General features: G+C 71.0%; 19 protein-coding genes. 8 read left to right on the top strand and 11 right to left on the bottom strand.

Features of this window, described 5'->3' with window-relative positions:
- Positions 1–1,191, bottom strand: a complete 1,191-nt coding sequence (locus AB0959_RS49725; RefSeq protein WP_366833609.1) for a phytanoyl-CoA dioxygenase family protein — start codon at positions 1,189–1,191, stop codon at positions 1–3.
- A gap of 116 nt (positions 1,192–1,307) precedes the next feature.
- On the opposite strand from AB0959_RS49725, the gene AB0959_RS49720 reads away from it, so the two are divergent.
- Positions 1,308–2,354, top strand: a complete 1,047-nt coding sequence (locus AB0959_RS49720; RefSeq protein WP_366833608.1) for a LacI family DNA-binding transcriptional regulator — start codon at positions 1,308–1,310, stop codon at positions 2,352–2,354.
- A 223-nt stretch (positions 2,355–2,577) separates the two neighbouring features.
- Positions 2,578–5,952, top strand: coding sequence for a pyruvate carboxylase (locus tag AB0959_RS49715; RefSeq protein WP_366833607.1), 3,375 nt, complete (start codon positions 2,578–2,580; stop codon positions 5,950–5,952).
- 4 nt (positions 5,953–5,956) lie between these two features.
- On the opposite strand, the gene AB0959_RS49710 is transcribed toward AB0959_RS49715, so the two are convergent.
- A complete protein-coding gene (locus AB0959_RS49710; RefSeq protein WP_366833606.1) occupies positions 5,957–6,844 on the bottom strand; it encodes a LysR family transcriptional regulator in 888 nt (295 codons plus the stop codon).
- Between the two features lie 140 nt (positions 6,845–6,984).
- Between AB0959_RS49710 and AB0959_RS49705 the strand changes: the two genes are divergently transcribed.
- Positions 6,985–7,401 (top strand): tautomerase family protein, encoded by a 417-nt coding sequence (locus AB0959_RS49705; RefSeq protein ID WP_366833605.1) that lies wholly within the window; start codon positions 6,985–6,987, stop codon positions 7,399–7,401.
- Positions 7,402–7,482: 81 nt separating this feature from the next.
- On the opposite strand, the gene fusA is transcribed toward AB0959_RS49705, so the two are convergent.
- Positions 7,483–9,549 carry an elongation factor G gene (gene fusA, locus AB0959_RS49700; RefSeq protein ID WP_366833604.1) on the bottom strand — a complete coding sequence of 689 codons (2,067 nt, stop codon included), beginning with the start codon at positions 9,547–9,549 and terminating at the stop codon, positions 7,483–7,485.
- A gap of 330 nt (positions 9,550–9,879) precedes the next feature.
- Entirely contained in the window at positions 9,880–11,352 is a 1,473-nt protein-coding gene (locus AB0959_RS49695) for an alginate lyase family protein (RefSeq protein ID WP_366833620.1), read from the bottom strand.
- A 199-nt stretch (positions 11,353–11,551) separates the two neighbouring features.
- Between AB0959_RS49695 and AB0959_RS49690 the strand changes: the two genes are divergently transcribed.
- Entirely contained in the window at positions 11,552–13,045 is a 1,494-nt protein-coding gene (locus tag AB0959_RS49690) for a cytosine permease (RefSeq protein ID WP_366833603.1), read from the top strand.
- Positions 13,042–13,638: a cysteine hydrolase gene (locus tag AB0959_RS49685; protein ID WP_366833602.1), complete on the top strand. Its 597-nt coding sequence runs from the start codon at positions 13,042–13,044 to the stop codon at positions 13,636–13,638. The genes AB0959_RS49690 and AB0959_RS49685 overlap by 4 nt, the downstream gene beginning before the upstream one ends.
- Before the next feature lie 10 nt (positions 13,639–13,648).
- Here AB0959_RS49685 and AB0959_RS49680 read toward each other — a convergent pair whose 3' ends face one another.
- Positions 13,649–14,938 (bottom strand): alpha-L-fucosidase, encoded by a 1,290-nt coding sequence (locus AB0959_RS49680; protein WP_366833601.1) that lies wholly within the window; start codon positions 14,936–14,938, stop codon positions 13,649–13,651.
- A gap of 228 nt (positions 14,939–15,166) precedes the next feature.
- Between AB0959_RS49680 and AB0959_RS49675 the strand changes: the two genes are divergently transcribed.
- Together AB0959_RS49675 and AB0959_RS49670 are read left to right on the top strand one after the other, a co-directional pair.
- Positions 15,167–16,408 carry an acyl-CoA dehydrogenase family protein gene (locus AB0959_RS49675; protein WP_366833600.1) on the top strand — a complete coding sequence of 414 codons (1,242 nt, stop codon included), beginning with the start codon at positions 15,167–15,169 and terminating at the stop codon, positions 16,406–16,408.
- Positions 16,409–16,565: 157 nt separating this feature from the next.
- Positions 16,566–16,985, top strand: a complete 420-nt coding sequence (locus AB0959_RS49670) for an SseB family protein (RefSeq protein WP_366833599.1) — start codon at positions 16,566–16,568, stop codon at positions 16,983–16,985.
- A 63-nt stretch (positions 16,986–17,048) separates the two neighbouring features.
- Here the strand turns inward: AB0959_RS49670 and AB0959_RS49665 are convergent, their stop codons facing one another.
- The 6 genes from AB0959_RS49665 to AB0959_RS49640 all read right to left on the bottom strand — a co-directional run bounded on the left by AB0959_RS49665 (position 17,049) and on the right by AB0959_RS49640 (position 22,315).
- Positions 17,049–17,441 (bottom strand): MarR family transcriptional regulator, encoded by a 393-nt coding sequence (locus tag AB0959_RS49665; protein ID WP_366833598.1) that lies wholly within the window; start codon positions 17,439–17,441, stop codon positions 17,049–17,051.
- Positions 17,442–17,535: 94 nt separating this feature from the next.
- Positions 17,536–17,889: a VOC family protein gene (locus tag AB0959_RS49660; protein WP_366833597.1), complete on the bottom strand. Its 354-nt coding sequence runs from the start codon at positions 17,887–17,889 to the stop codon at positions 17,536–17,538.
- Positions 17,890–18,076: 187 nt separating this feature from the next.
- Positions 18,077–19,108, bottom strand: coding sequence for a LacI family DNA-binding transcriptional regulator (locus tag AB0959_RS49655; RefSeq protein ID WP_366833596.1), 1,032 nt, complete (start codon positions 19,106–19,108; stop codon positions 18,077–18,079).
- Entirely contained in the window at positions 19,105–20,010 is a 906-nt protein-coding gene (locus AB0959_RS49650; protein WP_366833595.1) for a carbohydrate ABC transporter permease, read from the bottom strand. The genes AB0959_RS49655 and AB0959_RS49650 overlap by 4 nt, the downstream gene beginning before the upstream one ends.
- The gene (locus tag AB0959_RS49645) at positions 20,007–20,987 is read right to left on the bottom strand and encodes a sugar ABC transporter permease (RefSeq protein ID WP_366833594.1); all 981 of its coding nucleotides are present in this window, start codon (positions 20,985–20,987) and stop codon (positions 20,007–20,009) included. Before AB0959_RS49645 ends, AB0959_RS49650 begins: the two co-directional genes overlap by 4 nt.
- The gene (locus tag AB0959_RS49640) at positions 20,987–22,315 is read right to left on the bottom strand and encodes an extracellular solute-binding protein (protein WP_366833593.1); all 1,329 of its coding nucleotides are present in this window, start codon (positions 22,313–22,315) and stop codon (positions 20,987–20,989) included. Before AB0959_RS49640 ends, AB0959_RS49645 begins: the two co-directional genes overlap by 1 nt.
- A gap of 202 nt (positions 22,316–22,517) precedes the next feature.
- Between AB0959_RS49640 and AB0959_RS49635 the strand changes: the two genes are divergently transcribed.
- Positions 22,518–24,539: a beta-galactosidase gene (locus AB0959_RS49635; RefSeq protein WP_366833592.1), complete on the top strand. Its 2,022-nt coding sequence runs from the start codon at positions 22,518–22,520 to the stop codon at positions 24,537–24,539.
- Positions 24,540–24,712 lie beyond the last annotated feature (173 nt).

Here is a 24,712-nt window from a genome sequence, read left to right as displayed (position 1 = left end):
TCAGCTCTTGCGGCGCTCGGCGGCCGCTCGCAGTTCCTGGCGCAGCCGCTCGCTGTCCCAGCCCTCGGTCACGGCCCGCCAGAGCGTGTCCGCCTGGGACGGCGGAGCGAGACCGTCGACCGGCGGGTCCAGGTCGAGGTTCGTGGGGAAGGGGTAGCCCTCGGCCGTGGCGGCGACCACGCGGCGCAGCCACTCCTCCGGAGCGCCCTCGGCCCTGCGGCGCAGCAGCACCGGGAACAGCGCGTTCGTCATCGCGTCCCGGTCCACCGACTCCATCGCGCGCCCGAACGCGGAGGAGACCTGCAGCAGGTTCGCCATCCGCCGGATGCCGGCCGAGCGGTTGTGCCCGGCGGCGTGGAAGAGCGCCGGATTGAAGAACACCGCGTCGCCCTTCGCCAGCGGGAGCTGGACGTGGTGCTCGTCGAAGTACGCGATGAACTCGGGGAGACGGAAGGCCAGATAGCCCGGCTCGTACTTCTGCGAGTGCGGCAGGAACAGCGTCGGCCCGGACTCGACCGGCATGTCGCAGTGCGCCACCGCACCCTGCAGGGTCAGCACGGGGGAGAGGCGGTGGACGTGCGCGGGATACGCGGCAGCCTGCTCCTGGGAGAGGAAGCCGAGGTGGTAGTCGCGGTGCGCGGTCTGGGCGGCGCCGCCCGGGTTGACCACGTTGACCTGCGAGGTCATCTGGTAGCCGGGGCCGAGCCAGGCCTCGGAGACCAGCGCCAGCATGTCGTTGGCGTAGTAGTCGGCGAAGACCTCCGGGGCGCGTACGGCCATCTTGTCCAGCGCGTTCCAGATCCGGTCGTTGGCGCCCGGCTTGGCGAAGTGGTCGCCGCGTGCCGTGCCCGTCGTGCGCTCCTCCTCGATCAGCGCCTCGAAGGCCTCGGACGCACGGTCCACGACGGCCGGGTCCGTGTAGGCGGCCGTGAGGACCACGACACCCGGCCCGTCCAGCAGGGCCCGCACCAGCTCGCTCTGCACGGCCCGCCGGCCCTCCGGGGTGGCCGCGAGACCACGGACCCGCCCGCTGTCGTACACCGGGATGTTCCGCTCGACCCGCTCGGCCGAGGGGTACTCCCGCGGGTCGGTGCCCTGATCGACCAGCGAGCGGAACGCGTCGAGATCACAGTCGTCCTCGCTGAGCCAAGGCCCTGATCGCGTCCCTGATGGCGCGTCTGTGCGGGACATCCCCGGTCCTTTCGCCGTGCCTGCCTTTCTGCAACTCTTACGAACCGGTGGCCATCATTCAATCCGCAGCAGCCCATCAAAAATCCATCATCCGCCTCGGGAAGTCGGGAAGAGTCATGCGGCATCCGTATCCGATCAGGGAGATCGCCCGTCAGGCCGGGCTGAGCGAGGCCACGGTCGACCGGGTCCTCAACAGCCGGGGCGGTGTGCGGGAGAGCACGATCATGGAGGTCCACCAGGCGATCAAGGACCTGGACCGCCAGCGGACCCAGGTGCGGATCGGCGGACGCACCTTCATGGTCGACATCGTGATGCAGACCCCGGAGCGGTTCTCGACGGCCGTACGGACCGCCCTGGAGGCCGAGCTGCCGTCCCTGCACCCGGCGGTCGTGCGCTCGCGCTTCCACTTCCGGCAGACCGGCCCCGCCTCGGAACTGATCGCCATCATGGACAAGATCGCCAAGCGGGGGTCGCAGGGAGTCATCCTCAAGGCCCCGGACCTGCCGGAGGTCGGCGCGGCCGTCGGCCGGCTGGTGGCGGCCGGCATCCCCGTCGTCACCCTGGTCACCGACCTGCCCGGCAGCGCCCGTATGGCGTACGTCGGCATCGACAACCGCGCGGCCGGAGCCACCGCCGCCTACCTGGTCGGGCAGTGGCTCGGCGACCGGTCCGGCAACGTGCTCACCACCATCAGCCGGGGTTCCTTCCGGAACGAGGAGGAGCGCGAGATGGGCTTCCGCAGCGCGATGCGCGTCGCCCACCCCCGGCGGTCCCTGGTTGAGGTCACCGACAGCGACGGCCTGGACGCCACCCAGCGCGACCTCGTGCTGGAGGCGCTCAAGCGGGACGAGGACATCGTCGCCGTCTACTCCGCCGGTGGCGGCAACGCGGCGACCCTCGACGCCTTCGAGGCCCTCGGCCGCGAGTGCGCGGTGTTCGTGGCGCACGACCTGGACCACGACAACACCCGGCTCCTGCGCGAGCGCCGGCTCTCCGCCGTCCTCCACCACGACCTGCGCCAGGACATGCGCCGCGCATGCCAGACCATCATGCGCGCCCACAAGGCCCTGCCCGACGAAGGTCCCGCCCTGCCCTCGGCGATCCAGGTGGTCACGCCGTACAACATGCCGCCCGGCGTGTCGCCGTCGCCGTTCGCGAGCTGACGCCCGGAAGCCGCTTCCGGCCGCTGATCCGGACGTACCGTCCGCCCCTGACGTGATCTACGACTCTCAGCTCTTCAGAAAGCCACCGCTGGGCCCCTAGTGTTGCCGCCGGACGACAGGCCGGGGCGTCTCACCTGCGAGTGAGGCGCCGGGGTTCGCGTGGCGCGGCAGGGCGCGTCGCCGACACGATGGTGTCGTCACCGGCAGGCTGAAGGGATCGGGCATGTTCCGCAAGGTGCTGGTCGCCAACCGTGGAGAGATCGCGATTCGCGCGTTCCGCGCCGGCTATGAGCTGGGCGCGAGGACCGTCGCCGTCTTCCCGCACGAGGACCGCAACTCGCTGCACCGGCTGAAAGCCGACGAGGCGTACGAGATCGGCGAACCGGGACACCCGGTGCGCGCGTACCTCTCCGTCGAGGAGATCGTCCGCGCGGCCCGTCTGGCCGGAGCCGACGCCGTCTACCCGGGGTACGGGTTCCTGTCCGAGAACCCGGAGCTGGCCCGCGCCTGCGAGGAGGCCGGCATAACGTTCGTCGGCCCGAGCGCGCAGACGCTGGAGCTGACCGGCAACAAGGCGCGCGCGGTGGCGGCCGCCCGGGAAGCCGGGGTACCGGTGCTGGGCTCCTCCGCACCCTCCACCGACGTGGACGAACTGGTCCGGGCCGCCGAGGACGTCGGCTTCCCGGTGTTCGTCAAGGCGGTCGCGGGCGGTGGCGGGCGCGGCATGCGGCGGGTCGAGGACCCCGCCCAGCTGCGTGAGTCCATCGAGGCGGCGTCCCGTGAGGCGGCCTCCGCGTTCGGCGACTCCACCGTCTTCCTGGAGAAGGCCGTCGTCGAGCCCCGGCACATCGAGGTGCAGATCCTCGCTGACGGGCAGGGCAACGTCATCCACCTCTTCGAGCGCGACTGCTCGGTGCAGCGCCGCCACCAGAAGGTGATCGAGCTCGCCCCCGCCCCGAACCTCGACCCGGAGCTGCGCGACCGGATCTGCGCCGACGCCGTGCGGTTCGCCCAGCAGATCGGCTACCGCAACGCGGGCACCGTGGAGTTCCTGCTCGACCGCGAGGGCAACCACGTCTTCATCGAGATGAACCCGCGCATTCAGGTCGAGCACACGGTGACCGAGGAGGTCACCGACGTCGACCTCGTCCAGTCGCAGCTGCGCATCGCCGCCGGCGAGACACTGGCCGACCTCGGGCTCTCCCAGGACACCGTGTACCTGCGCGGCGCCGCGCTCCAGTGCCGCATCACCACCGAGGACCCGGCCAACGGCTTCCGCCCGGACACCGGCAGGATCAGCGCCTACCGCTCGCCCGGCGGCTCGGGCATCCGTCTCGACGGCGGAACCACCCACGCCGGTACGGAGATCAGCGCGCACTTCGACTCCATGCTGGTCAAACTCAGCTGCCGGGGCCGGAACTTCACCACCGCGGTCAAGCGCGCCCGGCGCGCCGTCGCCGAGTTCCGCATCCGCGGAGTGGCCACCAACATCCCGTTCCTGCAGGCCGTGCTGGACGACCCGGACTTCCAGGCCGGGCGGGTCACCACGTCCTTCATCGAGCAGCGGCCGCACCTGCTCACCGCCCGTCACTCCGCCGACCGCGGCACCAAGCTGCTCACCTACCTGGCCGACGTCACGGTGAACAAGCCGCACGGCGAACGCCCCGAACTGATCGACCCCTCCACCAAACTGCCGCGCCTCGACGGCACCGAGCCGCCCGCCGGCTCCAAGCAGCAGCTGACCCACCTCGGCCCGGAGGGCTTCGCCCGCTGGCTGCGCGCGTCACCGACCATCGGCGTCACCGACACCACGTTCCGCGACGCCCACCAGTCACTGCTCGCCACCCGGGTCCGTACCAAGGACATGCTCGCCGTCGCCCCGGTGGTGGCGCGGACCCTGCCACAGCTGCTGTCCCTGGAGTGCTGGGGCGGCGCCACCTACGACGTCGCGCTGCGCTTCCTCGCCGAGGACCCGTGGGAGCGCCTGGCCCAGTTCAGGGAAGCCGTACCCAACATCTGCCTCCAGATGCTGCTGCGCGGTCGCAACACCGTCGGCTACACCCCGTACCCGACGGAGGTGACCGACGCGTTCGTGCAGGAGGCCGCGGCCACCGGCATCGACATCTTCCGTATCTTCGACGCGCTCAACGACGTCGGCCAGATGCGGCCCGCCATCGAGGCCGTACGCGAGACCGGGACCGCCGTCGCCGAGGTCGCCCTCTGCTACACCTCCGACCTGTCCGACCCCTCCGAGCGCCTCTACACCCTCGACTACTACCTGCGCCTCGCCGAGCAGATCGTGGAGGCGGGCGCCCACGTCCTGGCGGTCAAGGACATGGCGGGCCTGCTCCGCGCCCCGGCCGCCGCGAAGCTGGTGTCGGCGCTGCGCAGGGAGTTCGAGCTCCCCGTCCACATCCACACCCACGACACCGCGGGCGGCCAGCTCGCCACCTACCTCGCCGCCGTCCAGGCCGGCGCGGACGCCGTGGACGGCGCGGTGGCGTCCATGGCGGGCACCACCTCGCAGCCCTCCCTGTCGGCGATCGTCGCCGCGACCGACCACTCCGAGCGGCCCACCGGTCTCGACATCCAGGCCGTCGGTGACCTGGAGCCGTACTGGGAGAGCGTCCGCAAGATCTACGCCCCCTTCGAGGCGGGTCTCGCCTCACCGACCGGGCGTGTCTACCACCACGAGATCCCCGGCGGCCAGCTCTCCAACCTGCGCACCCAGGCCGTCGCGCTCGGCCTCGGCGACCGCTTCGAGGACATCGAGGCCATGTACGCGGCCGCCGACCGCATGCTCGGCCGCCTGGTCAAGGTCACCCCGTCGTCGAAGGTGGTCGGTGACCTCGCCCTGCACCTGGTGGGCGCCGGGGTGAAGCCCGAGGACTTCGAGGCGACGCCGAACTCCTACGACATCCCCGACTCCGTCATCGGCTTCCTGCGCGGCGACCTGGGCAACCCGCCCGGCGGCTGGCCGGAGCCCTTCCGCAGCAAGGCGCTGGAGGGCCGCGCCCAGCCCAAGCCCACGCAGGAGCTGACCGCCGAGGACCGCGACGGGCTGGAGAAGGACCGGCGCGCCACGCTCAACCGGCTGCTCTTCCCGGGCCCGACGCGCGAGTTCGACGCACACCGGCAGAGCTACGGCGACACCAGCGTCCTCGACAGCAAGGACTTCTTCTACGGGCTGCGCCCGGGCAAGGAGTACGCCGTCGACCTGGAGCCCGGCGTCCGGCTCCTCCTGGGTTTCGAGGCCATCGGCGAGGCCGACGAACGCGGCATGCGCACCGTGATGTCCACGCTGAACGGCCAGCTGCGGCCCATCCAGGTGCGCGACACCGCGGCGGCCTCCGACGTCCCGGTGACCGAGAAGGCCGACCGGGCCAACCCCGGTCATGTCGCGGCGCCGTTCGCCGGAGTGGTCACGCTCGCGGTCGCCGAGGGCGACGAGGTCGCGGCCGGTGCCACGGTGGCCACCATCGAGGCGATGAAGATGGAGGCGGCGATCACCGCCCCGAAGGCCGGAAGGGTCTCGCGTCTGGCCATCAACAAGATCCAGCAGGTGGAGGGCGGCGACCTCCTGGTCGAGCTCGCCTGAGCCCTCACGCGCCCTGGTCGGGGTGCGGCAGGTCCAGCAGGGCCCGCAGCGGCGCCGACGCGTGGGGGCCCGACCGCCAGATCAGCGCCTTGGCGTAGGGGATCCGAGGGGTCACCGGCACGACGGTGACCCTCGGATCCCGGGTGATGCCCCGGACCGCGCCCGCGGCGAGGGCGATCCCGACCCCGGCGGCGACGAGCTCCAGCTGCAGCGCCACGTGGTTGGTCGCGTACGCGGGCCGGAAGGGCACCCCGGCCGTCTCGAAGGCCGTGCGCAGGCGCGTGTAGAGACCGCTGTCCGGGCCGTAGGTGATGAGCGGCGCCGTGGCGAACTCGTCCAGCGACAGCGACGCCTGCTCCGCCTGGGGCCGGTCGGCGGCGACCAGCGCCACGATCTCGTCGCGGACGAGGACGCGGTGCTCGAACCCCGGATCGAGACCCTCGGGCGGAACGGCCACGAACACCGCGTCCAGGGAACCCTGCCGCACCTGAGGGATCAGACCGGCGCTCGACCCCTCCACCAGCTGCACACCGACACCCGGGTAGAGCCGGTGGAACGTTCCGAGGAGCGCAGGAAGACTGCTGCTCTCCACCCCGTCGGCCGCCCCCAGCTCCAGGGTCCCGGTGAGCAGGCCGGAGCGGGCGGCGAACTCGGCCTTCGCGGCGGCCACGGACGCCTGCACCGCCCGGGCGTGCGGCAGCAGCGCCCGGCCCGCGTCCGTCAGCCGGACGGTACGCGAGTCCCGCTCGAACAGCGCCTCACCCAACTCCCGCTCCAGCGCACGGATCTGCTGACTGATGGCGGGCTGGGCCACATGACAGCGGGCCGCGGCCCGTGTGAATGACTCCTCCTCGGCGACAGCGAGGAAGTAGCGCAGCGTACGTACCTCCATGACCTCACTGTATTCGAGGAACTTATCGCTGGAGGAAGACTCAGGTCTTTGACGCATCGCCCGGTGCGGCAGCACGCTGGGAGCACGTCGGAGCTCCCTCGAAGAACGAGAGCTCCCCGACACGAGCGAGGAGCCTTTCCATGCCCCTGGTCCGCATCGATCTCGTCAAGGGCCGCAGCGAGGACCAGATCCGAGCCGTCGCCTCCGCCGTCCACACGGCCGTCGTGGAGGTGCTGGCCATCCCCGAACGCGACCGCTTCCAGATCGTCACCGAGCACGAGTCGAGCCGGATCGTCGCGCTCGACGCCGGACTGGGGTTCGAGCGCGGCGACAACCGGGTGGTGATCCAGATCTTCACGCAGGGCGGCCGCTCGACCGAGACCAAGCAGCGGCTCTACGCGACCATCGCCGCCTCGCTGGAGCGGGTCGGGGTGGTCGGCGAGGACGTCTTCATCGGGTACGTGGAGAACACCCCCGCCGACTGGTCCTTCGGCTTCGGCCGCGCCCAGTACGTCGAGGGGGACCTGGGGATCCCTGCCGCGGCGGCCGCGCACTGACCGACCGCACGTGGCCCGCCCCCCGTAGAGGGGGCAGGCCACCGGCACCGGCCACTCAGGCGGTCGGCGTCCAGCACGCGCCTACCGCGTCAGCAGCGTGCGGGACACGGCCGCCGGCACGAGGGCGTACCCGGCGGGACGCGTGGTGAACGTGCCCCTGCCCTGGGTGCGGCCGCGCAACCGGGACGCGTAGCCGAACAGTTCGGCCAGCGGGACGGTCGCGGTGACCACCGTGGTGCCGCCCCGTGCCGTCGAGCCCGAGACACGGCCGCGCCGCGCCGACAGGTCACCGAGCACCGCGCCCACGGCGTCGTCGGGCACGGTGACCGTGACCTCGGCCACCGGTTCCAGGAGCGCCAGGGCCGAGGCGCGCAGCGCTTCCCGCAGGCCGAGCCGGCCCGCCGTTCGGAAGGCCATCTCCGAGGAGTCCTTGGAGTGGGTCGCGCCGTCGGACAGCGTGACCCGCAGCCCGGTCACCGGACGACCGCCGAGGGGTCCCTCGGCCAGCGCGTCCCGGCACCCGGCCTCCACCGAGCGGACGTACTCCTGCGGCACCCGGCCGCCGACGACCGTCGACCGGAAGACGAAGTCGCCCGTCGTCCCCGCGGGGATCTCCAGCGGCTCCACCTCCAGGACCACCTGCGCGAACTGGCCCGCGCCGCCGTCCTGTTTGACATGCCGGTACACCAGCCCGGACACCCCGCGGACCACCGTCTCGCGGTAGGCGACCCGCGGACGCCCCACGGAGACCTCCAGCCCCTGGTCGCGGCGGATCTTCTCCACGGCGACCTCCAGGTGCAGCTCGCCCAGCCCCGACAGCAGCGTCTGACCGGTCTCGGGATCGGTCCGCACCACCAGCGACGGATCCCCCTCGGTCAGCCGCGCCAGGGCGGTGGCCAGCCGGTCGGTGTCCAGGCTCCGACGGGCCTCGACCGCCACGGACACGACCGGGTCGGCCGTGGTGGGCGGTTCGAGGACCAGGGGCGCCGACGGGGCGCACAGGGTCGTTCCGGCGCGGGCGGACTTCACCCCGACGACGGCGACGATGTCCCCGGCCACCGCCAGGTCCGTCTCCGCGTGCCGGTCCGCCTGCACCCGCAGGATCCGGCCGACCCGCTCGGTGCGCCCGGCGACCGCGTCCAGCACCGTGTCCCCCTTCCTCAGTGTTCCCGAACAGACCCGCAGACAGGTCAGCCGTCCCGTGGCGGTCGACGTCACCTTGAAGACCAGCGCGGCGAACGGTGCGTGCGGGTCGGCGGCCCGCTCCTCCTCCGCCCCGTCCCATGTACCGCGCACCGGAGGAACGTCCAGCGGCGACGGCAGGTACGCCACGACGGCCTCCAGCAGCGGCTCGATCCCCCGGTCGCGGTAGGCCGACCCGCACAGCACGACCACGCCCCCACCACCCAGGGTCACCTCACGCAGGGCAGCGACCAGGGTGCCGTCGGAGACCGACGACCGCGCGCAGAACTCCTCCAGCGCGGCCGGATGAAGCTCCGCCACCGTCTCCTCCAGCAGCCTGCGGCGCCGGAGCGCCTCGTCCCGCAGCGCTTCCGGCACCGGGCCCTCCTCGTACGTGTCACGGCCGTCACCCCACACCAGCGAGCGCATCCGCACCAGGTCCACCACGCCGGTGAACCCCGCCTCGCGCCCGACCGGCAGCTGCACCACCAGCGGAACCGTGTCCAGGCGCTCCCGGATCGACGCGACGGCCGCGTCGAGGTCGGCGCCCGCGCGGTCCAGCTTGTTGACGAAGGCGATCCGCGGTACGCCGTGCCGGTCCGCCTGCCGCCACACCGCCTCGCTCTGCGGTTCGACGCCCGCCACGGCGTCGAACACCGCGACCGCCCCGTCGAGCACGCGCAGCGAACGCGTCACCTCGTCGGAGAAGTCCACGTGACCCGGTGTGTCGATCAGGTTGATCCGGTGGCCGTCCCAGACGCAGCTCACCGCCGCGGCGAAGATCGTGATGCCGCGATCGCGCTCCTGGGAGTCGAAGTCCGTGACGGTCGTCCCGTCGTGGACCTCGCCCCGCTTGTGGGTCGCGCCGGTGAGGTACAGGATCCGCTCGGTCACGGTCGTCTTGCCGGCGTCCACGTGGGCGAGGATGCCGAGGTTCCGGACGGTGGTTGGTGGGTTGGCACGCACGGCCCGAGGCCTTTCGTCGTCAGTGAGATGTAGGGCAGCGCGATTCGGCGGACGACAACGCGGGGGCGCAGGGCATGCTCAACAGCATGCTGCGCGTGAGGAGTTGTGTGTGACCGCCGTCCGGTGCGGGCCGCGCGGCCGGCACCGGGTCTACGAAGACACGAGGATCACGTCGTACCGGGGGACGACGACAGCGGTGCCGTACAGCACGGTCGGGCCCCCTCACTCGTCACTTGTCTCGAAGCGTGCCGCGATCTCACGGCAGTGCACGGCGAGTGTAGGGGGCCCGACTGCGCTCAGGCATCAGTTTTTTGTGTCACTGCCTCCCGGTCACTCCGGGTCGCGTCGCGTCTGTCCACGGCGGCGGAGCAGCAAGAGGCCGCCGGCGACGGCGGTGACGCCGGTGGCGGCCGTCCACAGAGGGACGTCGGAGGATCCGGTGGAGGCGAGGTCCGTGTCGCTCTTCCCGCCCTGGGGGCTCGCGCCGGAGGACGGTTCCGTGGACGACTTGGACGTGCCGGATGATCTGCTGGACGAGCCGGACCCGGCGGTCGACGCCGACGCTGACGAGGACGGGGAAGCCGAAGCCTCGGACGCGGTCGCCTTGTCCCGGGTGAACGCCAGCGTGCCGAAGCCGAGTTGGTCGTACCCGCCACTGTTCGGGCCGTAGTCGCCCCCGCCGCCCTCGGGCGCCGCCCTGGCCGTGATGCGCGTGACGTACTGCGCGGACAGGCCCCTGCGCTTGGTGTAGTGGTTGGCGATCATCGCCCAGATCGGGCGCATCATGTTCGGGTCCACGCCGGCGGCGCCGCTCGCGGTCTCCGAGCCCGACCAGCCGTTGATCGCGCCCTTCCTGCGGGTGTTCGCCGTGTACGGCACGTCCCCGCCCAGGCTCCACTTGGCGACGTACTGGGCGCCCTTGAGGAAGCGGTTGTCGTCGTAGCCGTACAGGTCGATGCCCTGGTTCCAGGCCATCTCGCAGAAGGTGCCCATCAGACCGACGCCCAGCAGGGCGTGCCCCTGGTCCCGGCCGGCCTCCAGCCACTCGGCGAGGCCGTCGGAGTGCACGACGGGGATGGCGTTCCGGATGGAGCCGAGGCCTTCGCCGTGCTTGAAGTACTCGACCGCCGTGTCCACCTTGGCCCGGTCGTCGCAGAGGATGCCGACGGCGAGGACGCAGGCCATGGCCGTCAGGTCCCAGTTGGTCCAGTAGTTGGTGATGACGGCGCCGTTGTGGTTCTTGAGGAAGTCCTCGCTGGGCGGGGCGAAGACGTCCCGCATCATCTTCTGGAAGCGAGGCAGGTCGAAGTCGTCGTGGTCGCGGACGAGTTCGGCGGCGTTGGCGAACTGGTAGCCGTAGAGGCCCGACGCGAGGAACCGGTCCGCGGAGCCCGCCACAGAGGTCAGCTTCCCGGACCAGGCGTTGAGGACGGCCACGGCGGTGTCCGCGTGCGCGCTCTCGCCGGTGACGTGCCAGCGCAGCGCGTTCTGGTAGGCCGCGTGGATGTCGTTGTACAGGATCGTGTAGTTCTGCGGAGAGCCCGCGCCTCGGTAGATCGTGGCCTGCGGGTTGGGTCTCCAGGTGCTCTGCGAGTGTCGGTTGGCGGTGAGCTTCTCGAAACCCGCCGTGTACGGGGAGGCCCCTGCCTTCACCTTGGCGGCCATGCGCTTGAGGTCGGCTGTGGTGTGGAGCATCCCGGGGTGCGCGAAGGGCGCGCCGGCCGCCGTCGCCGGGGCGGCGGCCATGCCCGCGCCGATACCGATACCGACCGCGCCGGTCGCCGCACCCGCGGCCTTGAGCATGCTCCGCCGGCTGATCCGATAGTTCACTGCGTCGTTCCTCGGCTCTCGTGGGGAGGGTGCCTACGTACGGGAGACGGGCGAGGGGGCGGGCAATAACAGAAAAGCCCGCGGTGCCGGTGAGGGTGGCCGGGGCGGCCTTGACGGTCCTCTGTCAGGAGACTTATCGTCACCTGGACGCATCTGGACAGGTAGGTCGACGATGGCGGACTTCCCCGAGAACAGCCCCACTGGCCGGCAGCTCCAGGTGGAGACGCACGGTCTCGACGTCATCCGCGACGCGGAGCGCAAGGGCACACCGCGCACGCTCTTCTGGCCCTGGTTCGGAGCGAACGTCTCTGTTCTCGGCCTGAGTTACGGCGCCTTCGCCCTCGGCTTCGGCATCTCCTTCTGGCAGGCGCTGATCGCCGGGGCCACCGGCATCGTCTTCTCGTTCCTCCTGTGCGGCTTCGTCGCCGTGGCAGGCAAGCGCGGCTCGGCGCCGACGATGGTGCTCAGCCGTGCCGCGTACGGGGTGCGCGGGAACCGGCTGCCCGCGGTCCTCTCGTGGGTGCTCACGGTGGGCTGGGAGACGGTGCTGTGCGCGCTCGCGACGATGGCCACCGCCACCGTCTTCGGGCGGCTCGGCCTCGGCGGCGGCACCGAGACCAAGGCGGTCGCCCTCGTGCTGGTGGGTGCGCTGGTCGTGGTCGTCGGCGTGATGGGCTTCGACCTGATCATGCGCCTGCAGACCGTGATCACCGTGGTCACCGGCGTGCTGACCGTCGTCTACATCGCGCTCGTCGCCGACGACATCCACTGGGCGACCGTCAGCGCCGTACCGTCCGGCTCGGCCCAGGAGTTCATCGGCGCCCTCGTCTTCATGATGACCGGCTTCGGCCTGGGCTGGGTCAACGCGGCCGCGGACTACTCCCGTTACCTGCCGCGCACCTCCTCCGGCCGGGGCGTGATCGGCTGGACCGCCTTCGGCGCCTCGGTCGCCCCGCTGCTTCTGCTGGTCTTCGGCCTGCTGCTGGCGGGCTCCTCCGGCCGGCTGGGCACCGCGGTCGCCGCCGACCCGATCGGCGCCCTGACCACCATCCTGCCCACCTGGTTCCTGATCCCGTTCGCGGCCGTCGCCGTGCTCGGCCTCGTCGGCGGCGCGGTCCTCGACATCTACTCCTCCGGCCTCGCCCTCCTCGCGGCGGGCCTCAGAGTGCCGCGCCATGTCGCCGCGCTCGCCGACGGCGTCCTGATGATCACGGGCTCGGTCTACATCGTGTTCGTGGCCGACGACTTCCTCGGCCCGTTCATGGGCTTCCTGACCACGCTGGGCGTGCCCATCGCCGCGTGGTGCGGTGTGATGCTCGCCGACCTCGCGCTGCGCCGCCGCGACTACGACGAGGCCGACCTGTTCCGCACGGACGGACGCTACGGCGACCTCCCCGCCCAGCCTCTGCTCCTCACCCTCGCCGCCACCGCGCTCGGCTGGGGCCTGGTCACCAACACGACCGCCGGCTGGCTGCGGTGGCAGGGCTACCTGCTCGGCCCGTTCGGCCTCGGTGGCAGGACAGGCGCCTGGGCCTACGCCAACCTGGGCGTCCTGGCGGCCCTGGCCACCGGCTTCCTCGGCACGCTGCTGCTCGCGCCCGCCCGGGTACGGTCGCAGGAGCGGGACCCGGGCGCGACGGCCGTGCGGGGGACACTCGACGCATGACCACCGGACAGCCGGCGGCGGAACGCGGTCAGCTCGCCGTCATCGACATGCAACGCGTGTTCGCCGAGCCCGACAGCCCCTGGGCGACGCCCCGCTTCGACGAGGCCGCCGAGGGTGTACGGCGTCTGCTGCCGGCCTTCGGCGCACGCGTCACCTTCACCCGCTTCCTCGCCCCACGGGAACCCGAGGGCGCCTGGCGGTCCTATTACGACCAGTGGCCCTTCGCACTCCAGCCACCGCGGGCACGGGCCTGGGAGCTGACGGACGAGTTCGCCGCGCGGGCCCGGGACGTCGTCGACGCCACGACCTTCGGCAAGTGGGGGCCGGATCTCGCCGAGCGCGTCGGCAGGGACGGACGGCTGGTCCTGGCCGGAGTCAGCACCGACTGCTGTGTGCTGTCCACCGCGCTCGCCGCCGCCGACGCCGGAGCGGAGGTGCTGGTGGTCTCCGACGCCTGTGCGGGCGCGAACGACGACTCGCACGCCAGGGCCCTGCACATCATGGACCTGTACCGGCCGCTGATCCGGGTCGTGACCGTGGAGGACGTGCTCGGCCAGTCCCGCCCCGTACCCCGAAAGACGTCCTCCCCGTAGACGTCCTCCCTCAGTCCCGCCCCGTCCCCCGGTAGAGGTCCAGCTCACCGTCCAGCTCGACGGCCAGCACGGTCGCGTACGGGTCCAGGTCGGCCTCCGCGGGCGCGTCGATCCACGTCACGCCCGGCACCGCGTCCAGCCCGCCGATGATCCGGTGGCCCAGCTCGGTGCCCGTGCCCAGGACCGTGACCCGCTCGACACGGTTGCGCAGGCCGCGCACCGAGATCTCCTCGCGCGGCACGTCGAAGCAGGTCAGGTACAGGGTGCGCCGGTCGGCGGACAGTGTGCTCGGCCCGTAGTGGTGCCCGGCGGGCAGCCCGGCGACCGTCCCGTACACGGCCTCGGAGTGGCGCCCGATCCACGTACCGAGAGCCTCCAGCCGCTCGACCTGCTCGACGGGGATCGTGCCGTCCTCCCGGGGCCCGACGTCGAGCAGCAGATTGCCGCCCATGCCGATCGTCTCCGCGAAGTAACGCACCAGTTGGCGCACGGACTTGTAGTTGTGGTCCTGGTGCTGGAAACCCCACGAGTCGTTGATCGTCAGACACAGCTCCCAGGGCCCGTCCGGCGCCTGGAGCGGCACGCCCTGCTCGGGGGTGGAGTAGTCGCCGTGGCTGAGCATGCGGGCGTTGAGGACGGCCCTCGGGTTCTCCGCCAGGATCAGCTCGGCGAGCTCACGGATGCGCCACTGCTCCTCGGTGCGCTCCCACTCGCCGTCGAACCACAGCAGGTCGGGGCGGAAGCGCCGCAGGAGTTCACTCACCTGGCCGTCGCGGTACGCCAGGTAGCGCTCCCAGGCCTCCGGGTCCTCCTTGCCACGCTCGGAGTGGGAGTACGGATTGGCGTCGTTGCCGCCCGGATACGTGTCCGGCCACTCGTCGATCCCGGGGTGCCTGAGGCTCGCGTAGTCCGGGTGGTTCCAGTCGGAGTGGGAGTAGTACAGGCCCACCTTGAGGTCCCGCTCACGCAGCGCGTCCACGAAGGGCGCGATCAGGTCGCGGCCCGCCGGGGTGCGCCGGACGACGCTCAGGTCGCCCTGCGCGGTGTCCCAGAGGGCGACGCCGTCGTGGTGCCGCGCCGTCAGCACCGCGTACTTGGCGCCGGCGCGGGCGAACAGCTCCGCCCAGGCGCTCGGGTCGTACTTGGACGCGGTGAAGCCGTCGAGCTGTTTCATGTACCGCTCGTGCGGGACCTCGCCCCAGTAGAAGGACCAGGATTCCGGCACCCCCTCCACGGCATAGATGCCCCAGTGGATGAAGATGCCCAGCTTGGCGTCGGTGAACCAGGGTTGCATCGGCATGCGCCCCACGCTAGGCGCGGCCCTGCCGGTGGCGCGTGGGCAAGGGTCACCACTACTGGTCGATTCTCACCTCGTCGTACCGGTCGGGGTCAGGAGGCTCGACCGACCGCCGGGCCGACGTTACTTGGCCTGTCCGGTGGGTGCGCCGCCGGGCTTCCTTGGGTTGAATCGCAGATGCCCCAGTGCACCAGGGTCAGTCACCGACGTCCCCACACGTCAGGAGGCACAGTGATCGCCACCCCCGAACCGGAACTCACCGAACCCGAACTGATCGAACGGGCCGTGGCGCTGCGGCCCGCGCTGCTCGAACGGCAGGCGGAGACCGAGCGTCTGACGCACTACCCCGAGGCCACCCACGACGACTTCCTGCGGGCCGGCTTCTACCGCACCCTCCAGCCGCGCCGCTACGGCGGCTACGAGTTCGGCCTGCCCACCTTCTACCGCGTGGTCACCGAGGTCGCCCGCGGCTGTCCCTCCACCGGCTGGGCGCTGTCGCTCGCGGCCGCCCACGTCCTCCAGGTCGCCACGCTCTTCGACGAGCGCGCACAGGACGAGATCTTCGGCGTCGACGGCGAGTTCCGGGCCGCGTCCACCGCGACTCCGGTCGGTGTCGCCCGGCCCGACGGCGACGGCCATGTCGTCCTGGACGGCACCTGGTCGTACGCCTCGGGCGCTCCCCACTCCACCCACTACGTCGGCCAGACCCTGCGCGCCCCCGAGAAGCCCGGCGACCCGCCCGGCCCGTTCGTGCTGTTCGTCGCCCCGCGCGCGCTGTGGACGGTGGTCGACGACTGGCACGGCGTCCTCGGCCTGCGCGGGACCGGCTCCAACAGCATCCGCATCGACCAGGGCCGCCTGCCCACGTACCTCACCCGGGAGGCGAGCCTGCTCGACCTGCCCGTCGAGGGCGGCTCACCGGGCTCGAAGCTGCACGGCAACCCGATGTACGCGGGACGCGCGGCCAGCTTCTTCCACGGGGAGCTCGCCGCCATCATCATCGGCATCGTCCACGCGGCGGCCGACGAATACGCGCGCATCCTCGCCGAACGCCCGCTGATCGCCGACCCCGGCCGTACCCGCGCCGAACTCCACGACTACCAACGCCACCTCGGCGAGGCCCTCGGCGCCATCCACACCGCCGAGGCGGCGCTCCAGCGCAACGCCGAGGACTGGATGGAGGCCTGCCGCCGCAACGTCTCGGGGGAGGAGCCGTTCACCACCGCTGTGGACAACCGCCTCGCTCTCGTCTTCCAGACCGCCGGACGGATGGCCTGGGACGTGCTCCAGGGCAGCCTCTTCCGCACGGCGGGCTCCCGCTACGCCCGTGACGGACAGCGCATGCAGCGCTACTTCCGGGACGCGGCCACCTACTGGACACACGTCGGCGCCTCGATGGCCGAGCCCCTGGCCCGGCGTGTCGGCTGCGACCGGCTGGGCCTGCCGTCGGACGACATCCCCCTGATCCCGTGACCTGATCCCGTGACCTGGTCCCATGACCTGCTGAGTCGCAGCGAACCTTGAGCCATCGCACAGGATTGCCCTGGGCCTGGCCGGGTACGCGACGGGAGTTGCGCCCGGGACGGACGGTGTCCTGGGCTGCCCAACCGCCACTACCCGGGGATCTGCCATGGACACACCCTCGAACGACAACACCGCGCCCCAGGCCGTGACACCGGCGCAGGAGGCGCTCACCACGCTCGCCCTGCACACCGGGGACCCGGGTGCGTACGACACGCTGGCCGAGTCGGACGTGCTGGTCCCCGTGCCGGACGACGCCAGCGAGGACGACGCCTCCGACCCGACGGCGGTGGCGCTTCCGGTACTGGAGCAGGCAGGTGGAGACCAGGTCGTACCCGTGTTCACCTCCGAGGTGGAGATGGCCGACCTGCTGCCGTTCGTGTCGCGCTACCGCCTGGTGCCCCTCGGGGCCCTGGCGTCGCAGTGGCCCGAAACGGACCTGTCGCTGACCATAGACGCCAGCTCGCCGCACGGGCTGACCCTCGACTCCGAGGGCGTACGCACGCTGCTGGCGAGGCCACAGGGCTGAGCCGCCCGGTTCCGGCGGCCGGGTCCGCCCCGGCCGCCGGAAGCACACGAGGCCTCAGGCGGGCTAGCCCCGCAATATGCGCGACAGAACGGCCCGTTGCAGGGGCAGCACCTCGCTGTGCAGGTCACGGCCTTTCTGAGTGAGGACCACCCACACCCCGCGCCGGTCCTCCTGGCAGACCGACCGCTCCACCAGGCCGTCCTTCTCCAGGCGGCCGATGAGACGGGACAGCGCGCTCTGGCTGAGGTGGACCCGGTCGGCGATGTTCTGCACGCGGCACTGCTCACCGGTGTGCGCGACCGCGCCCGAGGCGAGGATGTCGAGCACCTCGAAGTCACTGGCGCCGAGGCCGTGCGGATGCAGCGCGCGGTCGATCTCGCACATCGTGCGCGCGTGCACCGACAGGATGTCCCGCCACTGGTCCTCGAGCCGGGTGTCGACCGTGTTCGCTGCCATACCTGCACGGTAACAGACAAGTGAACGCTTGTTGAGTGCGCAACTAGTGCAGGTGCATCTTGACGTGGTGCATGTGCGTCGTGGCGCGTGCGCGCTACTCGGCGGGAGCGTTCTGCATGAGCCCGATCAGGTTGCCGTCCGCGTCCTTCACCGAGGCGATCAGCTTGCCGCCGCCCACGTCGTGCACGTCCTGCAGGGTCTCGGCCCCGGCGCCGAGCAGAGCCGCCAGGGTGGACCTGATGTCGGCGACGTGCCAGTACGGCACCGGTCCCGTCATGCCCTTGGAGTGGCCGTGCGGGTCCAGGCCGACGTCCTGTCCGGCGTCCTTGAAGCCGACGTAGTACGCCGAATCCGCGTACGGTTCGGTGCCGAGCAGCTCGCTGAACAGGGCCTTCGCCCGGTCGAGGTCCTTGACGGGGTAGATGATGGTCGTGAGGCCGTGGGTCATGGCGTACTCCTCGCGTGGTCCTGTCATGCCGACGGGATTCCGAACGGGATTCCGAACGGGATTCCGAATGGGATCCGTCCGCACCGACGGGATTCCGCCGGCAGTTCCACGCTAGGGCGGGGGAGCGGCGCCCGCTTCTTCGATCCTGACCGGTCTTGGGGCGGACCCGCTCGGGGAGCCGGAGTCCTCAGGTCGAGTCGCGGAGCACCAGCTCCGTCGGCAGGATCACCGCCGCCGGGTCGTCGCCGCCGATCAGGGCCAGCAGCACCCGCACCATCTCGGCGCTGATCCGGTCGTAGGGCTGGCGGATCGTCGTGAGCGGGGGAGTGGACTCCGTCGCCGCGACGGAGTCGTCGAAGCCGCCCACGGACACGTCCTCGGGGACCCGGCGGTCCGCCCGGCGCAGCGCCGTCAGGGCGCCCTGAGCCATCAGGTCGGAGGCCACGAACAAGGCGTCCAGGTCGGGGGCCCGCGCCAGCAACTGCTCGGCGCCCGCCTCACCGCTGGCCCGGCTGTAGTCGCCGTAGACGATGAGGCACTCGTCGATCTCGATGCCCGCGTCCGTGAGCACCTCCTTGTACCCGGCGAGACGATCGACACCGCCGGGAAGGTCCAGCGCACCGGTCACGACACCGATGCGGCGGCGGCCCAGCGACAGCAGGTGGCGCACCATGTCACGGGCGCCGTCCCGGTCGTCCGCCGCCACGTAACTCACCTTGGAGCCGCGCCCCATCGGCTTGCCGCACTGGACGAGGGGCACCCCCGCCTCCCGCAGCTCCTCGGCGACCGGGTCCCCGGAGTGGCTGGACACCAGCAGCACTCCGTCGACATGGCCCGCCGTGATGTACCGCGTTATCCGGCGCCGCTCGTCCTCCGTACCGGCCACCATCAGCAGCAAGGGGATGTCGTGGGCGGCCAGGGCCTGGGTGCAGCCGCGCAGCAGGACGTTGAAGTTGGGGTCCTCGAACAGCTTCTCCTGCGGTTCGGTCAGCAGGAAGCCGATCGAGTCGGAGCGGCCCGTGATCAGCGAGCGGGCGTGCCGGTTCACGACGTACCCCGTCTTGCGGATCGCGGCGTTGACCGCTTCCTGAGCCGTGGGGCTGACGTAGTGACCGCCGTTGAGCACGCGGGACACGGTGCCCCGGGAGACCCCCGCCACGCGCGCCACGTCGTGAATGGTCGGCGGTTTGCGCCGGCCGCCGGTGTTGCTCATGGTCATGACTTTACGGCTCCGGAGAGGAGATCGAGGCTCCAGAAGCGCTGGATGACCAGGAACAAGGCGATGAGGGGGATGATCGCGAGCAGCGCGCCCGTGATCACCAGGGTGTAGAGCGCTGGCTGGTCGTTGCCCTGGTTGAGCAGGGTGAACAGGCCGAGCGTCATGGGGAACTTCTCGTCGTCGCTCAGCATGATGTACGGCAGCAGGAAGTTGTTCCAGATCGCCACGAACTGGAACAGGAAGATCGTCACCAGTCCGGGCACCATCATCGGCAGCCCGATCCGCGCGAAGATCCGCCACTCCCCGGCCCCGTCCATCCGGCCCGCCTCCACCACGTCGGCCGGTACGGCCGCGGTGGCGTAGATCCGGCCCAGGTAGACGCCGTACGGGGAGAGGACCAGCGGCAACAGCACGGAGGCGTAGGAGTCCGTGAGGTCGGCCTTCGCGAGCAGCAGGTACTGCGGGATGGCGAGGATGACCGGTGGCATGAGCACACCGGCGAGCAGGATGTTGAAGACGGTCTCGCGGCCGCGGAAGCGGTAGACGGCGAGGGCGTAGCCGGAGACGGCGGAGACCGCGGTCGACAGCAGCGCGCCCAGCCCTGCGTAGAGGGCCGAGTTGCCCATCCACTGCCAGTAGATACCGTCGCGGTAGGCGTTCAGGGCCGAGAGGTTGTCGGCGAAGCCCGTGCCCGGCAGCAGGGTGAGGGTGGAGAACAGCTCCTTGCCCGACTTGGTGGCGGCCACGACCACCCAGGCGACCGGGAGCAGGCAGTACACGGCCCCGAGCAGCAGGACGAGGGTGGGCACGAGGGCGACACGGCGGCGCAGGGGCGGCCCCGAGGCCGCGCCCGGTGCGGCGCCGGCCGCAGGGGCGGCCTTGTGGACGGCGAGAGAACTCATCGGGCTTCCTCCTGCCTGGAGCGGGCGTTCGCGACGCGCAGGAACCCGAAGGACAGCACGAGGGTGGCGACGGCGATGATCACGGCCTGGGCGGCGGCCGAGTAGATGTCGTTGTTGCCGAAGGCGTCCTGGTACACCTTCATCAGTGGACTCCAGGTGGTGGACACGGAATTGGTGAGCGGCTTGAGGGTGGTCGGCTCGGCGAACACCTGCAGCGTGGCGATGATGGAGAAGAAGAAGGTGAGCACCAGCGAGGGCGCCACCATCGGGATCTTGATCCGCAGGGCGATCTGCAGCTGGGAGCAGCCGTCCAGCTTCGCCGCCTCGTACACCTCGGTCGGGATGGACTTCAGCGAGGTGTAGATGACGATCATGTTGAAGCCCGTGCCGCCCCAGATCGCGATGTTGGACAGGGCGACGAACAGCGGTCCGCCGTCCAGCAGGTCCGGCTGGGGCAGGCCCGCCCGGTCGAGCAGGAAGTAGAAGGGGCTGACGCTCGGCAGGTAGAGGAAGCCCCACAGCAGGGCCGCGATCACGCCGGGGATGGCATACGGCAGGAAGATCGCCAGCCGGGTGAAGGAGGTGAGCCGCACCCGGTCGGTGTCCAGCATCAGCGCGAAGAGCAGCGCGGAGCCCAGCATCACCGGGACGACGATCGCGCCGTAGCCGAGAACGCGCAGGGCGCCGTGGAACAGCTCGGAGTCGGAGAGGGCGGCGGTGTAGTTGGACAGCCCCGTCCAGACCTCGCTGCGGGCGCCGGAGCCCAGGCCCAGGCCCTTGACCTCGACCTTGCGGAGGCTGAGGTACACGGCGTAGCCGATGGGAAGGACGAAGAACAGCAGGAACAGGACGACGGCGGGGAGGAGGAACGCGTACGGGGCGCGCCGCACGCTTCCACCTGTGGCGCGGGTACGGGCGCGGGGCGCACGGCCGGAGCCGCGCGCCGCCTTGCCGCTGTGCACGGTGGTACCGGACATCACTCGGCGACCTCGAAGCCCTGCTTCTTCAGGTCGGCGACGGTGTCGTCCTGCATGGAGGCCAGCGCCGAGCCGAACTGGCTCTGCTTCTTCGCCTTGGCCGCCTTGCCGAAGGAGTCCTTGAAGGTCGTGTACGCGACGTTGACGTTCGGGCCCCAGGCGGACGGCGCGGTGGTCTTCGCGATCTCGGCGGCCTTGGTGTAGAAGTCCGGCTGGTCGGAGAAGAAGCCCGGGGCCTTGGACAGGGCGCCACCGGTCTGGGCGGCCGTGGCGGCCGGGTAGATGCCGCCGTCCTTGACCATCGCGGCGAGGGCCTCCTCGTCGGTGTTCAGCCAGGTGGCGAACTTGGCCGCGGCCTCCTTGTGCTGGGAGTCGTTGGTGATGCCGGTGGAGGAGCCGCCCCAGCTGCCGGTGGTGTTCTCACCCTTCGTCCACTGCGGGAGCGGGGCCATCGCCCACTTGCCGGCGGTGTCCGGGGCGGCGGTGGTCAGCACGCCGGGCGCCCAGACCGCGCTGACCCAGGCGATCTGCTTGCCGGTGTTGAGCGCCTTGTTCCAGGCGGGGGTGTACATCGGCTGGTTGTCGACGGCGCCCTCCTCGACCAGCCCGCCCCAGAAGTCGGCGACCTTCTTGGTGGCCGCGTCGTCGATGGCGACCTTCCACTTCTGGCCCTCGGCGGTCCACCACTTCGCGCCGGCCTGCTGGGCGAGGCCCGCGAAGAGACCGGAGTCGTTGGCGGAGAACGTGGTGAGCGCCTTGGAGGAGTCCGCCTTCTTCAGCTTGCGGGCGGTCTCGGCGAACTCGTCCCAGGTGGTGGGGACGGACAGCTTGTACTTCTTGAACAGGTCCTCGCGGTAGTAGAACATCAGCGGCCCGGAGTCCTGGGGGATCGCGTAGGCGCTGTCGGTGCCGAGGGTCACCTGCTGCCAGATGCCCGGGGCGAACTTGTCCTTGGCGCCCTTCGTGTCGTCCGTGATGTCGGCGAGGACGTCGTTGCTGACGAGAGTGGGTATCGCCTGGTACTCGGCCTGCACCAGGTCGGGTGCCTTCTTGGCCTTGGCCGCCGTGATGATCTTGGTGACCAGTTCGTCGCCGGAGGCCTGCTTCTTCACCGTGACCTGGATGCCCGCTTCCTTTCCGGGCCCCTTGTTCCAGAGCGCGGCGACCTTGTCCATGCCCGGCGCCCAGGCCCAGTAGGTCAGGGAGACCGGCCCGGAGCCGGCCGCGTCCTTGCCGTCCGAGTCGGAACTGCAGGCGGCGAGAGTGGTGGCACCGAGGGCGACGGCGATCGAGGTGGCCACGAGGCGTCGGCGCATCGTGAACTGCATGGGTGTTCTCCCCTGACAAGGGCCTGAAGGCGTTGGATCAGCAGACCGGCCATGCGCGGTGTGCTGTGCTCTGTGAGCGTTCACAGTAGAGAAACATCCAAGACACTTGTCAATGGTTGTTGCTGTGCGGTTATGTTGGGCCCACGCCGCTCGGCGCTGTGTGTGCACGTTCCCAAATGATCGACTCAACGGGAGAAAATCCATGCCGGAGACCACCCCCACGGGCCTCAACGGGCTCGCCTTCGGTGGGGACTACAACCCCGAGCAGTGGCCGGAGAGCGTCTGGCGCGAGGACGTCCGGCTGATGCGCGAGGCGGGCGTCACCATGGTGAGCGTCGGGATCTTCTCCTGGGCCCTGTTGGAGCCCTCACCGGGGGAGTACGACTTCGGCTGGCTCGACCGCCTGCTGGACCTGCTCCACGAGAACGGCATACGCGCCGACCTGGGCACCCCCACCGTCGTACCGCCCGTCTGGTTCTACCGCGAGCACCCCGAGGCCCTGCCCGTCGCCGCGGACGGCACGCGCTACGAGTTCGGCTCGCGCGGCGCCATCTGCCACAGCAACACCGACTACCGCACGGCCGCCGCGAACATCACCACCAAGCTCGCCGAGCGCTACGCGACCCACCCGGCCCTCGCCCTGTGGCACGTGCACAACGAGTACGGCGTCCCGGTCTCGGCCTGCTACTGCGACTCCTGCGCCGCGCACTTCCGCCGCTGGCTGGCGGCCACGTACCAGACGGTCGACGCGGTCAACGAGGCCTGGGGCACGGCCTTCTGGGGCCAGCGCTACACAAACTTCGACCAGATCAACCCGCCACGTGTGGCCCCCACGGTCGGCAACCCCGGCCAGGCCCTCGACTACAAGCGGTTCGCCGACGCCACCATGCGCGAGAACTTCGTGGCGGAGCGCGACATCCTGCACCGCCTCGCCCCCGGCATCCCGGTCACCACCAACTTCATGACCGCGCTCAGCCAGTGCGACTCCGTCGACTACTGGGCCTGGGGCCGCGAGGTCGACCTCGTCACCAACGACCACTACCTCATCACCGACGGCCGACGCACCCACGTCAACCTCGCCATGGCCGCCGACCTCACCCGCTCCGTCGCGGGCGGCGCCCCCTGGCTGCTGCTGGAACACTCCACGTCCGGCATCAACTGGCAGCCCCGCAACCCCGCCAAGGCCCCCGGCCAGATGGCCCGCAACTCCCTGGCCCACGTGGCGCGCGGCTCCGAGGGCGCCATGTTCTTCCAGTGGCGGCAGTCCCGGCGCGGCGCCGAGAAGTTCCACTCGGCGATGGTGCCGCACGCGGGCACCGAGTCGCGGGTGTGGCGCGAGGTGGTCGAACTCGGCGCGTCCCTGGACTCCTTGAGCACGATCAGCGGCACCCGCACCCAGGCCGACGTGGCCGTCCTGTGGGACTGGCACTCCTGGTGGGCGCAGAACCTGGCATGGCGCCCCAGCGAGGACCACGACGCCCGGGAGCGCGCCGACGTCTTCTACGAAGCTCTCTACGACCGCCACCTCACGGTCGACTTCGCCCACCCGGAAGCCGACTTGTCGGCTTATCCCCTTGTCGTCGTTCCCGCGTTGTACCTGATGACGGAGGCCGCCGGGAACAACGTCCGCGCGTACGTGGAGAACGGCGGGACCCTTGTCGTCTCCTACTTCTCCGGCATCGTCGACGAGCACGACGCCGTGCACGAGGGCGCCTACCCCGGCGCCCTGCGGGACGTACTCGGTCTGACCGTCGAGGAGTTCTCGCCGCTGCTGCCCGGTCAGAGCGTCCGTGTCACCGGGCCCGACGGCTCCGAGCTCACCGGTGACGTGTGGACCGAGTTCGTGGTGCCGGGCGACGCCGAGACCGTGTGGACGTACGCCGACGGCCCTGCCGAGGGCCACCCCGCGGTGACCCGGCACCGGCTGGGTGCGGGCTCGGCCTGGTACGTGTCGACGCGGCTGGACACCCAGGGGCTGGACGCGCTGCTCGGCTGGGCCTCCGACGACGCGGGGATCGCGCCGCGTGCCGATCTGCCGCGTGACGTCGAGGTCGTACGGCGGGCGGGGGAGTCGGGCACCTATCTGTTCTCGATCAACCACAGCTCCTCGGACGTCAAGGTGCCGGTGGACGGGCACGGGACCGAGTTGCTGACGGGGGAACGTGCCGCGGGGCGCCTGACGGTGCCCGCGGGGGCCGTGCGGGTCGTACGACTCGACGGCTGAGCCGGTTGTCGGTTTTCGCCCCCGCCGCCCCTACCCGTCCCATCCTGTCCCTGGGGGCTGCGCCCCCAGACCCCCGCATCGGCCTGAACGGCCTCGTCCTCAAACGCCGGACGGGCTGGTGGTGCCTGGCCTCGGCTGAAAACCAGCCGCAGCCGGGGAACTCAGCCCCGGCC

The organism is Streptomyces sp. NPDC046862 (assembly GCF_040704615.1).
Taxonomy (GTDB): domain Bacteria; phylum Actinomycetota; class Actinomycetes; order Streptomycetales; family Streptomycetaceae; genus Streptomyces.
This window is presented reverse-complemented; position numbering and strand designations above follow the sequence as displayed.

What these genes read in the sequence shown, in the direction of transcription:
- AB0959_RS49650 (WP_366833595.1), bottom strand. Translation starts at nt 20,010, where the DNA reads ATGAGTTCTCTCGCCGTCCACAAGGCCGCCCCTGCGGCCGGCGCCGCA.
- AB0959_RS49720 (WP_366833608.1), top strand. Translation starts at nt 1,308, where the DNA reads ATGCGGCATCCGTATCCGATCAGGGAGATCGCCCGTCAGGCCGGGCTG.
- AB0959_RS49715 (WP_366833607.1), top strand. Translation starts at nt 2,578, where the DNA reads ATGTTCCGCAAGGTGCTGGTCGCCAACCGTGGAGAGATCGCGATTCGC.
- AB0959_RS49640 (WP_366833593.1), bottom strand. Translation starts at nt 22,315, where the DNA reads ATGCAGTTCACGATGCGCCGACGCCTCGTGGCCACCTCGATCGCCGTC.
- AB0959_RS49695 (WP_366833620.1), bottom strand. Translation starts at nt 11,352, where the DNA reads ATGCTCAAGGCCGCGGGTGCGGCGACCGGCGCGGTCGGTATCGGTATC.
- AB0959_RS49635 (WP_366833592.1), top strand. Translation starts at nt 22,518, where the DNA reads ATGCCGGAGACCACCCCCACGGGCCTCAACGGGCTCGCCTTCGGTGGG.
- AB0959_RS49680 (WP_366833601.1), bottom strand. Translation starts at nt 14,938, where the DNA reads ATGCCGATGCAACCCTGGTTCACCGACGCCAAGCTGGGCATCTTCATC.
- AB0959_RS49705 (WP_366833605.1), top strand. Translation starts at nt 6,985, where the DNA reads ATGCCCCTGGTCCGCATCGATCTCGTCAAGGGCCGCAGCGAGGACCAG.
- AB0959_RS49660 (WP_366833597.1), bottom strand. Translation starts at nt 17,889, where the DNA reads ATGACCCACGGCCTCACGACCATCATCTACCCCGTCAAGGACCTCGAC.
- AB0959_RS49655 (WP_366833596.1), bottom strand. Translation starts at nt 19,108, where the DNA reads ATGACCATGAGCAACACCGGCGGCCGGCGCAAACCGCCGACCATTCAC.
- AB0959_RS49690 (WP_366833603.1), top strand. Translation starts at nt 11,552, where the DNA reads ATGGCGGACTTCCCCGAGAACAGCCCCACTGGCCGGCAGCTCCAGGTG.
- AB0959_RS49710 (WP_366833606.1), bottom strand. Translation starts at nt 6,844, where the DNA reads ATGGAGGTACGTACGCTGCGCTACTTCCTCGCTGTCGCCGAGGAGGAG.
- AB0959_RS49685 (WP_366833602.1), top strand. Translation starts at nt 13,042, where the DNA reads ATGACCACCGGACAGCCGGCGGCGGAACGCGGTCAGCTCGCCGTCATC.
- AB0959_RS49670 (WP_366833599.1), top strand. Translation starts at nt 16,566, where the DNA reads ATGGACACACCCTCGAACGACAACACCGCGCCCCAGGCCGTGACACCG.
- AB0959_RS49725 (WP_366833609.1), bottom strand. Translation starts at nt 1,191, where the DNA reads ATGTCCCGCACAGACGCGCCATCAGGGACGCGATCAGGGCCTTGGCTC.
- AB0959_RS49645 (WP_366833594.1), bottom strand. Translation starts at nt 20,987, where the DNA reads ATGTCCGGTACCACCGTGCACAGCGGCAAGGCGGCGCGCGGCTCCGGC.
- AB0959_RS49665 (WP_366833598.1), bottom strand. Translation starts at nt 17,441, where the DNA reads ATGGCAGCGAACACGGTCGACACCCGGCTCGAGGACCAGTGGCGGGAC.